Here is a 13,314-nt window from a genome sequence, read left to right on the forward strand (position 1 = left end):
GGCGTCACGTCTCGGACCGCGCTCGACGCGAGATCCTCGCCGGCGGGCAGCGCAACCCAGGCCCGAGGCATTTTCGCCCCCAGCGCGCACGCACGGACCACCCGTTGCAACGACGCGTCGCCATGCAGCGAACCCGCAACGTGCGTGCAGGCCGCGACGAGCCGCACGCGTCCGGAGATCTCCTGTGCTTCTCGCACCTGCGGTGGGGGTTCGTGTACCAGCGCCCCAACCATTTGATGGCGCGCTTCGCGCGCATCAGGCGGGTGTTCTTCTTCGAAGAGCCGGTCTTCGACGCACCGGGCGAGCCGCGGTTGCACGTCGAGCGGGTCGAGGACGGGCTGCACGTCTGCGTGCCGCACCTGCCGCCGCACGCATCGGGCGCAGGCGTGCTCGCCGCCCAGCGCGCGCTGCTGGACGAGCTCGCCGACGCGCACGCGCTGCGCCCGGAGGTGCTCTGGTTCTACACGCCGATGGCGCTCGAGCTCGCCGACGGACTCCACGCACGTCGCGTCGTCTATGACTGCATGGACGAGCTCTCCGCGTTCGCAGGCGCGCCGCCGCGATTGCGCGAGCTCGAGCGGGCGCTCTTCGAGCGCGCGCACATCGTCTTCACCGGAGGTCACAGCCTCTACGAGTCGAAGCGGCGCCATCACCCGCGGGTGCACGCTCTTCCGAGCAGCGTCGAGCCCGAGCACTACCTGCGCGCGCGCGTGCCGCAGGACGATCCGCCGGATCAAGCGAGCATCCCGCACCCGCGCGCCGGATACTTCGGAGTCATCGACGAGCGCCTCGATCTCTCGCTGATCGAGCAGCTCGCGGACGCGCGGCCCGACCTCCAGCTCGTGTTCCTCGGTCCGATCGTGAAGGTCGATCCGAACGCGCTGCCGCGACGCCCGAACCTCCATTGGCTCGGCATGAAGAAGTACGAGGAGCTCCCTTCATACCTCGCCGGGTGGGACGTCGCGCTGATGCCTTTCGCGCTCAACGAGGCGACGCGCTTCATCAGCCCGACGAAGACGCTCGAGTACCTCGCAGCCGGGCTGCCCGTCGTGTCCACCGCGATCCGCGACGTCGTCAGGCCGTACGGCGAGCGCGGGCTCGTGCACGTCGCGGACGCGAGCACGTTCGCGCACGCCGTCGACGAGGCACGCGCCACGGACCGCGCGCGACATCGGGCCGCGGCCGACGCGTTCGTGGCGCGGACGTCGTGGGACTCGACCTGGAACCGCATGAGGGAGCTCATCGAGGCGCTGGACGACGTGCGCGAACGGAACGCGCCGCAGGTCTCGATCGGAGAGGACGCTGCGCGATGTTCGACTACCTGATCGTGGGCGCCGGGTTCGCCGGCAGCGTCCTCGCCGAGCGCCTCGCGTCGCAGCTGAACAAGAAGGTCGTGATCTGCGACCGTCGCCCGCACATCGGCGGCAATGCGTACGATCGCTACGACGATCACGGTCTGCTGATCCACCAGTACGGGCCGCACATCTTCCACACCGCGTCGAAGCGCATCTTCGACTATCTGTCCGGATTCACGCCCTGGCGTGCCTACCAGCATCGCGTGCTCGCGTGCGTGAACGGCCTGCTGCTGCCGTTTCCGATCAACATCACGACGGTCAATCGACTCTACGGATTGAGTCTCGACCCCGACACCAGCGCGGAGTTCTTCGCGCAGCGCGCGGAGCCCATCGCGCAGGTGCGCACGTCGGAGGACGCTGTCGTGAGCAAGGTCGGGCGCGAGCTGTACGAGGTGTTCTTTCGGAACTACACGCGCAAACAGTGGGGCCTCGATCCGAGCGAGCTCGACGCCGCGGTCGCGTCACGTGTGCCGGCACGGACGAACTATGACGATCGGTATTTCACCGACGATTACCAGTTCATGCCGCGGCACGGATTCACGCGGATGTTCGAGAATATGCTGGATCATCGCAACATCAAGATCCTGCTCAACGCGGACTATCGAGAGATCGCGTCCGACGTTCGGTATGCGTCGATGATCTACACCGGGCCGATCGACGAGTTCTTCGATCTGCGGTTCGGGAAATTGCCGTATCGCTCGCTGCGGTTCCGCCACGAGACCCACGACGTCGAGCAATTCCAGGCCGGTCCGGTGGTGAATTTCCCGAACGAGCACGACTATACGCGCGTGACCGAGTTCAAATGGCTCACCGGTCAGACGCACGCGAAGACGAGCATCGTCTACGAATATCCGTGCGACGACGACGATCCGTATTATCCGGTGCCGCGTCCCGAGAACGCCGAGATCTACCGAAAATACAAGGCGCTCGCGGACGTCACTCCGAACGTGCGATTCGTCGGACGGCTCGCGACGTATCGCTACTACAACATGGACCAGGTCGTCGGACAGGCGCTCGCCACGTTCGATCAGATCGCCGGAAAGCGCGCCGCCTCCGAGCACGATGGCCCGCGCGCGCCCTGAGCCACGATCATGATGCGCGCCCCCGCCGACACCGTCGCCTGGAGAAGCACGTGACCGCGTGCGCCGCAGCGCTGGAGCTCTGGGGTGGTGTCGAGTGCACCGTGAACCGCGTCGGAGATCGCTTCTTCGATCAGCTCGAGCGCGCCGGACATCTCGCGCGAGCGGGAGATCTCGACCGCATCGCTGCGCTCGGCATTCGCACGCTGCGCTATCCCGTGCTCTGGGAGCACGTCGCGCCGGAGTCGCCCGACACGCTCGACTGGGCTCGCTCCGACGAGCGGCTCTCGCGACTCCGCGAGCTCGGCGTGCGGCCGATCGTCGGGCTCGTGCACCACGGGAGCGGACCGCGATGGACGAGCCTGATCGATCCGACGTTCCCCGAGCGGCTCGCCGCGTACGCCGAGCGCGTCGCCGAGCGCTATCCGTGGGTGACGGACTTCACGCCCGTGAACGAGCCGCTGACGACCGCGCGCTTCAGCGGGCTCTACGGGCACTGGTTCCCGCACGGGCAGTCCACGCACGTGTTCGCGCGCTGCCTGATCCACCAGTGCGCTGGGATCGTGCGCGCGATGCGCGCAATCCGCCGCGTCACGCCGGCCGCGCGCCTCGTGCACACCGACGACCTCGGGCGTGTCCACGCGACACCGCGGCTCGCCTATCAGGCCGAGTTCGAGAACGAGCGACGGTGGCTCTCCTTCGATCTCGTGATGGGACGTGTCGATCGCGCGCATCCGCTCTGGCCGAAGCTGACCGGATGGGGAATCGGCGAGGACGAGCTCGATTGGTTCCTCGAGCGTGCCTGTCCGCCGGACGTAATCGGCATCAACCACTATCTGACGAGCGACCGATACCTCGACGAGGATCTCGCGAGGTACCCGACGTGGTCGCACGGGGGCAACGGCACCGATCGCTACGCAGACGTGCACGCGGTGATCGCGCGCGTGGACGTGCCGGTGGACACCGAGGCCGCGCTCCGCGACGCGTGGGCGCGCTACGGCCGCACGCTCGCGGTGACCGAAGCCCAGCTCGCCGGACCGCGCGAGGAGCAGCTGCGCTGGCTTCACGAGGTGTGGACCGCTGCCTCGCGCCTGCGCGATGAGGGCGTCGACGTGTGCGCGGTGACCGCGTGGTCGCTGCTGGGCGCGTACGACTGGAACCAGCTCGTCACGGTCGAAGCCGGCTTCTACGAGAACGGTGCATTCGACCTGCGCGCGCCTTCGCCGCGGCCGACCGCGCTCGCGCGCCTCGTGAGCCACCTCGCGACGGGTGCGCCGTTCGACGAGCCGGTCGTGCACGCGCCGGGCTGGTGGCGGCGCCCGGATCGTACGCTCCCGGCGATCGAGAGCGCGCGCGACGAGTCGCCGCCTCCGGAGATGCGGCCGATCCTCGTGTGCGGCGCGAGCGGCACGCTGGCGCGCGCGATCGGTCGCGTCGCCGAGCGCCGTGGGATCGCGTCGCGCGTGATCGGCCGCCCGGATCTCGACATCACGGACCGTGCGTCGCTCGAGCGCGCGCTCGAGCGATGGCAGCCGTGGGCGGTGATCAACGCTGCGGGCTACGTGCGCGTCGACGACGCGGAGCACGAGCGCGAGCGCTGCTTCCGCTCCAACACGCGCGGCGCCGAGCTGCTGGCGCAGGTCTGCGCCGCGCACGGCCTGCGACTGATGACGTACTCCAGCGATCTCGTCTTCGACGGGCACAAGGACGCGCCGTACGTCGAATCGGATCGCACCGCGCCGCTCAACGTGTACGGCCGGAGCAAGGCGCTCGCCGAGCGGCGCGTCCTCAAGGAGCACCCCGGCGCGCTCGTGATCCGCACTGCGGCGTTCTTCGGCCCGTGGGACGACGCGAGCTTCGTCGCTCGCGCGCTCGACGCGCTCGGCGCAGGGAAGCGCTGGAGCGCGGCCAGCGATCTCGTCGTCTCGCCCACGTACGTGCTCGACCTCGCGCACGCGTCGCTCGATCTCCTGATCGATCGCGAACGGGGGATCTGGCACCTCGCGAACGACGGCGCGCTGACGTGGGCCGAGCTCGCGCGTCGCGCGGCGGTGCTGTCGGGGCTGCCCGCCGACGCCGTGGACGCGCGTTCGAGCGTCGAGCTGGCGTGGCCGGCGGCGCGTCCCAACTACGCCGCGCTCGGCAGCGAGCGCGGGCTCATCATGCCGTCGCTCGACGACGCGCTCTCGCGCTTCGTTCGCGACCGCGACGAGGCCTAGAGCGGAGCAGGCGTCTCCGTCCGGCGTTGAGCGTCGATGCGCAAGCGTCGATTTCGCCCATCGCCACATCACCCTCACGCGGACGAAGAGCAACCGCGTTCGCCGCATCCCGCTTCACGATACGCTCGAGGCGCTCCCCGGCCCGCGCGCGCCCGATCGATGGGTGTTCCCGCGGCCGACGCGGCCGGATCGCGAACATCCGCTTCCACGACCTCCGCCACGACTTCGCGACGCGGCTCCGGCGCGCGGGGGCGGGCATCGACGCAATCGCGAAGCTGCTCGGGCATTCGACGCTCGCGATGGCGACGCGGTACGCGCACGTCGACGACCCGAGGCTCCGCGATGCGGTCAGCGGGCTCGTGCCGCCGCGCGAGACCCGGTCGGACGTCGAGAGCGCGAAGGTCGTGCAGCTCCCGAGACGTCGTGGGTCGAACCCTGGCGGCTGATCACTCGAAACGAGTTTCGGCGAATCGAGCAGGTGTATCGGCGGCAGGTCGCTCGCGATCACCGGAATCGCAGGCGCCCATGAGCCCACGCGGCCGATGGTGCGGTCGAGATCGAGCCCAAGCATCAGACGCGGTGCTACGGCGGAATCGGGCCAAGAGCCGAAGAAGCGCGCGCCATCTGCGCCGGCAACGACGGTTTGCAAGGCGCCACCGACGTCTTCGCCGCGCTCCGCGACGACGTCGTCGACCGCGCGGTATGGAGCAGTCCACCAGTCGGCGAGACGACGCGGTCAGGTTCCGTGAGACCGACTGCGCGCGCATTTGCGTTCTCGGGAGCCTCCGGTGTGCTGTTTCGGGAGAAGTCGAAACGATGAACCGCGAGCTCGCGTGTGTGTGGGCACGCGCCGAAGACCAGCCCTGCGATCATCGCGCCCTCGGCTGCGCCACCGAGGCGGCGCGTGTAATGCCAAGCGATGCGCGCGAACAGGTCGGCCACGTCGGCGAGGGTCGGTAAGACGTCCGCCGGGCCGGCGAGATGACCCGAGAACTGTTGTCGCGACGATCGCCGTCGACATTCCGATCATCGCACTTCCGGCGTACGCGAAGCCGATCGAATGCTCGAAGACCGCTGCGCGAACCACGCGCCCGAACGCGTCGACCTCCTGACGCACGACCGGGATGGCGAACACCTTCGGACCCTCGTCAGTGAGAACGACCCCGCGCGTCGTTGTGCCTCGCGCCCATCCTCGTGTCTTGCGACGACCCATGTACGGCCGGGGCCGTCGTGGCGTAACCAGCATGCGACGACAGTCATTGGGGCGTGAGTGTACGTTGTCCGCTTGCCCACCATTCGCCTGGCTCGCCACGCCAACGCCGTGGAATCACGCGCGTAACAGCGGCCGGCGCGGCCGACTGGAAATCGCCGTGGGCACCGCCCACCGGGGGTTCGAATCCCTCCTCCTCCGTACCGTTTCCCTCGAGAAGCAGGCCGATTCGCGGTCCGCAGGGACTGCACGCAAGGCCCGGTTCGGAGCCCACCGTGGCCGGGCGCTGCCCGTCGACGCGCGCGTTCGCTCGGGTGAGCGCCGCGCGTCAGACGGCTTCCACGCGCTCGCGGTATGCGTCGACCGTACGCTTCCATGCGGGGCGATCCATGCAGCGCGTCTGGTACGCGCGGACGTGTTGGTACGGCTTCAACAGGTCCTGATCGGTGCTGCGAGCGCTCAGGACGTGAGTCATCAGGATGTCCGCCACCGTGAAGTCGTCGGTGGCGATGAACGTGCGGTTCGCGAGCCAGCCGTCGAGCTGCTCGAGGCGCATCCGCGCCCAGCTCTTGAGCGCATCGCTCGGCTTGGTGCCCTTGCCATCGTTGATGTCGACGAACCACGACGTCAGGAGCGGAACCTCGATCGTGCTCAGCGCCGCGAAGCTCCACCGCAGCACCTGCGCCTCGCCGGCGAGGTCGCGCGGCACGAGCTTGCCGCTCTTGCGCGCGAGGTAGAGCAGAATCGCGCCGGACTCCGTCACGACGACACCGTCGTCGTCGATCGCGGGAATCTGCCCGAACACGTTCTTCGCGCGGTACTCGTCGCTGTCGAGGTCGCGCCTCGGATGATCGATCCCCACGACTTCGTAGGGCAACCCGATCTCCTCGAGCGCCCACAGCACGCGCAGGTCACGCGTGTTGCCGTGAGCGAACTCGTTCACGCGCGAGAATCCATAGACCTTGACCATGCGCGCACCCTGCCACAGCGACAGGACCGTCCGCGCGTCTTTTCGATCCTCCTTCGACGCAGGGACGCTCTCTCGCGCGTGGATGCGCGAGAGAGCGTCGCAGTCACCGCGTCAGTAGAGCTCGACGCCGATGCCCCCGAGCATCGAGTACGTCTTGACGTCGTCCTCGAACCACGTGGGGTGGAAGTCGAACGACACGTTGAACGCGCCGCGCTGATCCAGGAACAGACCGCCGATGTTCACCGCGACTCGCCCGTGCAGACCGAACAGCGGGTTCTCGTCGGCGCACGCCGCCTGGCTCTGGATGCCCGCATCGCAGCCCCAGTAGAAGTCCAGCGACGGGCCCGCGCCGATCGAGAGGAAGTCGAACAGCGTCGCCTCCGCGAGCAGCGCGTTCCACAGCGTGAACGCCTCGTCGTAGTCGCCGCCCGACGGCGTCGTCTCGAGGCCCGCGAGAATGCCCGACGGCTGGTAGTAGACCGCGAACCAGTCGCTGATCTGCACACCGACGCGAAGAGAGAGGCCCGCCATCCAGCCCTCGGGATCTTCCGCGTCGTCGCCGAGCGTGTAGCCACCGTGCAGCGTGCCACCGACGCGCAGTCGCACCAGCGCGCGCTCGAGCGCGCTCGGCTGCTCCACCTCGAGCGGCGGCGCTGCGCCCGTGGTCGCGACCTCGGCCTGCGCCGGGGGCGCCTGCACCGCGACGTCCATCGTCGACGTAGCCGTCGGAGACACGACCGCCGCGCGGTCGATCACCGGCACCACCTCGGCGGATCCCCCCGCCCCGATGAACGCCTCGGCTTCGCCCGCGGGCAGCCGCACGAACTGCGCGCGCCCGTCGGGCTCGTTCGGGCGATCGAGGCGGCGATAGAGCTCGAGCCCGCCGTCCGCGCCCTCGATGTACACCACGTCGCCCTGCTCGATCTGCGCCGACGCCGGCGCTGCGACGCCGAGCGCGATCGTGGTCGCGACGCTCACCCAGATATGATTCGTCTTCACGGCCGCTCCTCCCGTCAGGTCATCTGGAACGCGAGCGGGCAGACGCCCTGATCGAGCGACGCGACGTCCTCGCGCACGCGGGTGCGCAGCTCGCGCACGTCGGCGCGATCGACGCCCTGCTCCTGGCGGAGCTCGACGCGGACCCCGTTCGGGATCTCGACGAGACGCAGCTCGTGCACCGCCATGATCGGCGATGCGGGATCGGCGATCCCGTGGGCCGACGCCTGTGTCGCCATCTCGCCGTGCGCGGGATCGGGGCACTGCTCGGCGTGCGCCCGCGAGTGCGCGAGCGCGAACTCGCGCATGCGATCGCGCAGGCGATCGACGTCGTCCTCACCGCGCGCGGTGAGCACCATCGCGACGCCGCGCGGGAGATTGCGCGCACGCACGCGCAGCGAGTCGACGTCGGTCGGACAGATCTCGGGGGTGCCGCTCTCGGCCTCCATCGCGGCGATCGTCGTCTCGGCGATCTCCGCCTGCGTGCCCGTGCCCGGCTGCGTCTCCACCTGGATCTCACCGCCCGTCGCGACCGAGACGCTCGGCGTCGACGTGGGCAGGCGCGACTCGTCGACCTCGACGATGTTCGGCGTGCTCGGCGGGCGCTGCGCGGACGCGACCCGCTCGGTGCCCACCGTCGCGCGCGCGGTCGGAGCGGGCGTCGTCGCCCTCCGCGGCTCTTCTCCGCCTCCGCCGCACGCCGCCGCGAGCAGCGCGAGACCGACGACTCCCGACGTGCGCATTCGCATCGATCCACCTCCACGATCAGCCGGTCCCACGATCGGAGCCGGCCGTGCGCGTGGGGCCGAGCAGCGCGCGTGCCGCTCTCGCGAGAGCGCGCCATCGACGACGAAACGCCTCGCGTCGCACGATCCGCGACGCGTGCTCGACGCGTGGCGCCACGCAGACCGGCGCCGATGAGCGTCGCTCCCTGCGCGAAGGCCGAGGCGCGCGACCGTCCGTGCTCGCCGGCTCGGGATCTTCGGCCACCGCCCGCGCATCGATCGTTCGTTCGAGCACGCGACGCGAGAGAGCGCGCGCCGCGATCACGTCGACGCCGTCGGCGGACGATGCTCGCGACCTCACGCCGCGGGCTCGCCCGCGAGCACGCCCGTGGGCAGACGCTCCGGGCGCTCGGTCTCGGCGCGGCCATGCACGCGCTTGCGCCAGAGCTCGTACGGCAGCGCGATCGCGAGCGCGATCAGCAAGTACGCGATCACCACCGGCATCGCGGGGACGCGAGGGAAGCTCGTCGTCGCGATCAGCGCAGCCAGCGCAGGGAACCGCGTCGCGTTCGCGATCGCGAGGACGGTGCGATCGCGCGGATCCGGACCGCCGAGCGCGTGACCCACGGCGAGCGCGATCACAGGCGCCGCGGCCATCGCGACGAGCACGGGCCACTCGAGCTGGCGCAGCACGTGGACCTCGACGAGGAGCAACACGAGCGCGAGCCCGGGCAGCAGCGCCGTCGCGAGCGCGCCGACGGGCTTCACGAGCCGATCCGCGAGCGAAGGAGCGAGCCGCCGGATCGCGAGGCCGACCCCGAGCGGCACGAGGATCCCGAGCGCGAGCGTCCGTGCGATCGCGAGCGGAGGCACGTCGGGCGTCGTGCCGACGACGCGCCCGACCACGGAGAGCCAGAGCGGGACCGTGAGCACGCCGAGCGCGCTGGTGACGACGAGCAAGCTGCACCCGTACGCCGCGTTGCCGCCGAGCTTGCCGCCGGTGCGCGGCACGGACGGCATGCCGGGCGCGAGCGCTCCCGCGATGATCGCGATCGAGCCCGCCGTCCCGACGGGCAGCGCGCGACAGAGCGCGATCGCGATCAGTGGTGCGATCACCACCGTCGCGAGCAGCGAGCGCGCGAGCAGCCCGCGGCGACGGGCGAGATAGGCGAGGTCGCCGGTGCTGGTCGCGAGCCCCGTCGCGACCGTCATCGCGGCGATCGCGATCTTGAGCGAGAGCGCGAACGCGTGCTGTAGGTCCACGCACGCGTGCGGTGCGAGCGATGGGCCAGACGTGCGGGAGGCGCCGCGCGACGCGCGACGATGCGTGGTGGCTCGAGGCCACGCCCGACGAGCGCGCACGTCCTTCGTGGCGCACGCGATGCACCGCGCCTTCGCACGGCGGTCGCCGTGAGGAGGTGAGCGTGGATCGAGCGAATGGAACGAAGTTGCGGATCGTCGCGGGGGCGATCGCGGCGGTCGCTGCGATCTCCGCGGCGGCGTGGACCGGCGACGCGCAGCAGCGGCCGCGCGGCGAAGCCGCGGCGCGCGGCGCGCGGCCGGCCGTGGATCCCGAGGCCGATCGCCACTTGCGCGCGATGAGCCAGTACCTCGCGGGCCTGCGCTCGTTCCGCGTCGATGCCGACAGCTCGCTGGAGGTCGTGCTCGAGAGCGGGCAGAAGCTGCAGTACCTCGCGAGCTCGCGCGTGTCGGTGCGCCGGCCCGATCGGCTGCGCTCGGAGCGCCACGGCGCGCTCGCCGACCTCACCCTCTACTACGACGGCGACTCGATCACGCTGCACGGCCGTCGCGCGAACCTGTTCGCCACCGCGGATGCGCCGCGCACGCTCGATCAGGCGATCGACTTCGCGCGCGACGAGCTCGACATCGAGGCGCCCGCGGCCGACCTGCTCATGAGCGACGTGTATCGCACGCTCGGCGCCGAGGCCGCGTCGGGCACGTACGTCGGCACGGCCGAGGTCGGGGGCGTCAACTGCCACCACCTCGCGTTCCGAGGCCGCAGCGGCAGCGACTGGCAGCTCTGGATCCAGGAGGGCGCGACGCCGCTCCCGATGCGCTACGTCGTCGTGAGCACCGACGTTCGCTCGCAGCCGCAGTTCGCCGTCGATCTGCACGACTGGCAGACGAACGCGGCGATGTCCGACGCGGAGTTCGCGTTCGAGCCGCCGCCGGGCGCGCAGCGCATCGAGTTCCGGCGCGTGCTCGAGGAGCGGCGGGCGCAGGGTCAGGGCGCGCCGCGCACGCGTTGACGAGACGCGACGAAGGACGAGGAGAAGGGATATGGACATCATCGAGCATCTCTCCAGTCGGGCGCGGATCGGCATCGCTGCGATCGGGATCGCGCTCGGCGCGCTCGCGCTTCCGGCGACCGGAGCGCTGATCGCTCCCTCGACGGCCCACGCGGTCGTCGGCAGGCCGCTCACGCCCGTGAGCTACGCGGGCATGGCGCGGCGCACCGCGCGCCGGACGGCGCGGCGCACGGTCGCGTACACCAGCGCGGCGATGACGACGCTCCCCGCGGGGTGCGTGGCCGCGGGCGCCTACTACACGTGCGGCGCGACTCGCTATCAGCAGGCCTACGACGGCGGGAACGTCGTCTACATCGAGGTCGACGACTGAGCCTCCAGACGCGGCTCGATCTGGTGTTCGCCGCGGAGCTGTGGAAAATGCACGCGATGGAAGAGGCGAAGCCGAAGGTCGAGATCGAGCACGAGGAGGCGGATGGACGCGGTGCGTTCTTCGTCGCGCGCCAGGGAGTGCGTCTCGCGGAGATGACGTACTCGCGCACCGGTCCCGATCACGTGATCATCGATCACACCGAGGTCCACGACGCGCTGCGTGGGCTCGGCGTCGCGCGACGCCTGCTCGACACCGCCGTCGCGTGGGCGCGCGAGACGAAGACGAAGGTGAGCGCGACGTGTCCCTACGCGCACGCGCAATTCGAGAAGGACCCCTCGATCCGCGACGTGCTCGCATGAACGTCGTCGGCATCTCGGGCTCGCTGCGGCGCGGCTCGTTCAACGCCGCGCTGCTGCGCGCCGCGATCGAGGTCGCGCCCGAGGGATGCGTCATCGAGCACGCCGACATCCACGGCGTGCCGCTGTACGACGGCGACGTCGAGAGCACGCAGGGCATCCCCGCGGCGGTCCGAGAGCTGAAGGATCGACTCGCGCGCGCCGACGGAGTGCTGCTCGTCACGCCCGAGTACAACGGCTCGATCCCGGGCGTGCTCAAGAACGCGATCGACTGGTGCTCGCGTCCCGCGTCCGACATCGAGCGCGTGTTCGGCGGTCGTCCCGTCGGGGTGATCGGCGCGACGCCGGGCATGGGCGGCACGCGGCTCTCGCAGAACGCGTGGCTGCCGATCATCCGCGTGCTCGGGATGGATCCGTACTTCGGCAAGTCGCTCTACGTCGCGGGCGCGGGCAAGGTCTTCGACGCGGAGGGCGCGCTCGTCGACGCGACGATCCGCAGGCTGCTCACCGACTACGTCGCCGGCTTCGCCGCGTTCGTGTCGCGCTCGCGCTGATCGAGCTCGTTCGTCACGTCCGCGACGACGCGCCGCACGATGCGCGCGACGTCGTCGGGCGCGAACGGGAGCGCGAGCACGTCGATCGCGACCGGGCGCTCGGCGTCGTCTCCTCGCGGGCTCGACGTCGCGAGCACGCAGCGCACCGCCGCGGTGCGATCGTCGGTCCGGATCGCGTCGATCACCGGTCCCTGCGGCTCGTCGGCGATCACGAGGTCGAACACCATGCAGCGCAGCAGCGCGAGCGCGTCGTGCACGTTGTCTGCGCTCGCCGCGCGCGCGCCCGTCGCCTCGACGCTCGTCAGCAGCGCGTGCCGCTCGCGCGGCCGATCGCTGACGACCAGCACGATCGCAGCTCGCGCATCGCCGGCGTCGGCGCGCGCTGGGAGCCCGGGATCGTGACGGCGTCCTTGCACGACCTTGCGTACATGGACGCCGTCCTCACGCCATCAAGCGCCCCGCGTCGCGCCCCACCAGAACCGCGCGATCAGCTCCGCGCGGTTCACGCACCCGCTCTTGCGCAAGAGCGCCGTCACGTGCGCCTCGATCGTGCTCTTCGCGCACCCGAGCACGGCCATCACGTCCTTGTTCGACGCCCCTCGGACCACGTGCTCGAGCACACGCGCCTGCATCGGCGTGAGCGCCCAGATCTCCGTCGCGCGCTCGAGCGCTCGCGCGGCCGCGGGGGACGTCTCGGTCGTCGACGGAAGCGTCCAGAACCGCGCCACGAGCGCGCCACGACCCTCGGCCGAGGCCTTGCGCAGCAGCTGCCCGACGTGTGCCTCGATGCTGGCCGCGCTGCATCCGACGACACGCGCGATGTGCGCGTTGCTCGCGCCGCGCACGACGTGCTCGAGGATCTCCGCCTGCCGCGGCGTCAGGCGCCACGTGAGCGTCGCGTGCGCGAGCTGCTCCGGCGAGCGGAGCGCGCGAGGTCCCGCGGACGCCGACCGATCGTCGCCGTCCGAGCGCTCTCCGAAGGGCGTCGCAGCCGAGCGATCCATTCCGTCCTGACGTCCGGGGTCGATGCTAGTGGGACCGCGGAAAAGGTGGGATCCCCCGATTGGGTGAGCCCGCCTCGACCCGTCACGTCGCCCGCTGCGACCACTCGCCCCGGGTGTGACGTATCGAAGCGCGTCGGCAGTGCTCGAACGGTGAGCGCGAGGCCGCACGCGCGGCTCGTCTGCGAGGCACGTCGGTTGCGACCCGC

The 13,314-nt window shown here is 70.6% G+C and carries 15 protein-coding genes; 8 read left to right on the top strand and 7 right to left on the bottom strand.

The window, feature by feature from the left end; translation table 11 throughout:
* The first annotated feature begins 122 nt into the window (after positions 1-122).
* Genes DB32_RS04890 through DB32_RS44040 form a run of 4 tightly spaced genes read left to right on the top strand, consistent with a single transcriptional unit; the run spans position 123 to position 5,099 of the window.
* A complete protein-coding gene (locus tag DB32_RS04890) occupies positions 123-1,325 on the top strand; it encodes a glycosyltransferase (protein ID WP_075097450.1) in 1,203 nt (400 codons plus the stop codon).
* Positions 1,310-2,437: a UDP-galactopyranose mutase gene (gene glf, locus DB32_RS04895; protein ID WP_053231256.1), complete on the top strand. Its 1,128-nt coding sequence runs from the start codon at positions 1,310-1,312 to the stop codon at positions 2,435-2,437. Before DB32_RS04890 ends, glf begins: the two co-directional genes overlap by 16 nt.
* A gap of 50 nt (positions 2,438-2,487) precedes the next feature.
* Positions 2,488-4,653 carry a sugar nucleotide-binding protein gene (locus DB32_RS04900; RefSeq protein WP_053231257.1) on the top strand — a complete coding sequence of 722 codons (2,166 nt, stop codon included), beginning with the start codon at positions 2,488-2,490 and terminating at the stop codon, positions 4,651-4,653.
* A 26-nt stretch (positions 4,654-4,679) separates the two neighbouring features.
* A complete protein-coding gene (locus DB32_RS44040; protein WP_075097451.1) occupies positions 4,680-5,099 on the top strand; it encodes a tyrosine-type recombinase/integrase in 420 nt (139 codons plus the stop codon).
* Between the two features lie 136 nt (positions 5,100-5,235).
* Here DB32_RS44040 and DB32_RS46410 read toward each other — a convergent pair whose 3' ends face one another.
* The 5 genes from DB32_RS46410 to DB32_RS04925 form a co-directional block, all read right to left on the bottom strand.
* On the bottom strand, positions 5,236-5,595 hold the full coding sequence (locus tag DB32_RS46410) for a hypothetical protein (protein ID WP_157068733.1): 360 nt from the start codon (positions 5,593-5,595) through the stop codon (positions 5,236-5,238).
* 596 nt (positions 5,596-6,191) lie between these two features.
* Positions 6,192-6,806: a glutathione S-transferase family protein gene (locus DB32_RS04905; protein ID WP_240481157.1), complete on the bottom strand. Its 615-nt coding sequence runs from the start codon at positions 6,804-6,806 to the stop codon at positions 6,192-6,194.
* Between the two features lie 138 nt (positions 6,807-6,944).
* The gene (locus DB32_RS04910; protein ID WP_053231259.1) at positions 6,945-7,832 is read right to left on the bottom strand and encodes a hypothetical protein; all 888 of its coding nucleotides are present in this window, start codon (positions 7,830-7,832) and stop codon (positions 6,945-6,947) included.
* A gap of 14 nt (positions 7,833-7,846) precedes the next feature.
* Complete coding sequence (locus DB32_RS04915) at positions 7,847-8,578, bottom strand: hypothetical protein (protein ID WP_157068734.1); 732 nt, start codon at positions 8,576-8,578, stop codon at positions 7,847-7,849.
* A 333-nt stretch (positions 8,579-8,911) separates the two neighbouring features.
* Positions 8,912-9,817, bottom strand: a complete 906-nt coding sequence (locus DB32_RS04925; RefSeq protein WP_053231262.1) for a bile acid:sodium symporter family protein — start codon at positions 9,815-9,817, stop codon at positions 8,912-8,914.
* Positions 9,818-9,978: 161 nt separating this feature from the next.
* Here DB32_RS04925 and DB32_RS04930 point away from each other — a divergent pair, with 161 nt between their 5' ends.
* From DB32_RS04930 to DB32_RS04945, 4 genes are read left to right on the top strand one after another with little or no spacing between them, the layout of a single operon-like run.
* Positions 9,979-10,824, top strand: a complete 846-nt coding sequence (locus DB32_RS04930) for a DUF2092 domain-containing protein (RefSeq protein WP_169791344.1) — start codon at positions 9,979-9,981, stop codon at positions 10,822-10,824.
* Between the two features lie 31 nt (positions 10,825-10,855).
* Entirely contained in the window at positions 10,856-11,194 is a 339-nt protein-coding gene (locus DB32_RS04935; protein ID WP_053231264.1) for a hypothetical protein, read from the top strand.
* 56 nt (positions 11,195-11,250) lie between these two features.
* On the top strand, positions 11,251-11,553 hold the full coding sequence (locus tag DB32_RS04940) for a GNAT family N-acetyltransferase (RefSeq protein ID WP_053238683.1): 303 nt from the start codon (positions 11,251-11,253) through the stop codon (positions 11,551-11,553).
* Positions 11,550-12,104, top strand: coding sequence for an NADPH-dependent FMN reductase (locus DB32_RS04945; protein WP_053231265.1), 555 nt, complete (start codon positions 11,550-11,552; stop codon positions 12,102-12,104). The genes DB32_RS04940 and DB32_RS04945 overlap by 4 nt, the downstream gene beginning before the upstream one ends.
* Here the strand turns inward: DB32_RS04945 and DB32_RS04950 are convergent.
* Entirely contained in the window at positions 12,062-12,520 is a 459-nt protein-coding gene (locus DB32_RS04950) for a response regulator (protein ID WP_053231266.1), read from the bottom strand. The genes DB32_RS04945 and DB32_RS04950 overlap by 43 nt on opposite strands.
* Before the next feature lie 33 nt (positions 12,521-12,553).
* On the bottom strand, positions 12,554-13,108 hold the full coding sequence (locus tag DB32_RS04955) for a response regulator transcription factor (protein WP_053231267.1): 555 nt from the start codon (positions 13,106-13,108) through the stop codon (positions 12,554-12,556).
* Between the last annotated feature and the right edge of the window lie 206 nt (positions 13,109-13,314).

It is taken from the genome of Sandaracinus amylolyticus (genome assembly GCF_000737325.1).
GTDB classification, from domain to species: Bacteria; Myxococcota_A; Polyangia; order Polyangiales; family Sandaracinaceae; genus Sandaracinus; species Sandaracinus amylolyticus.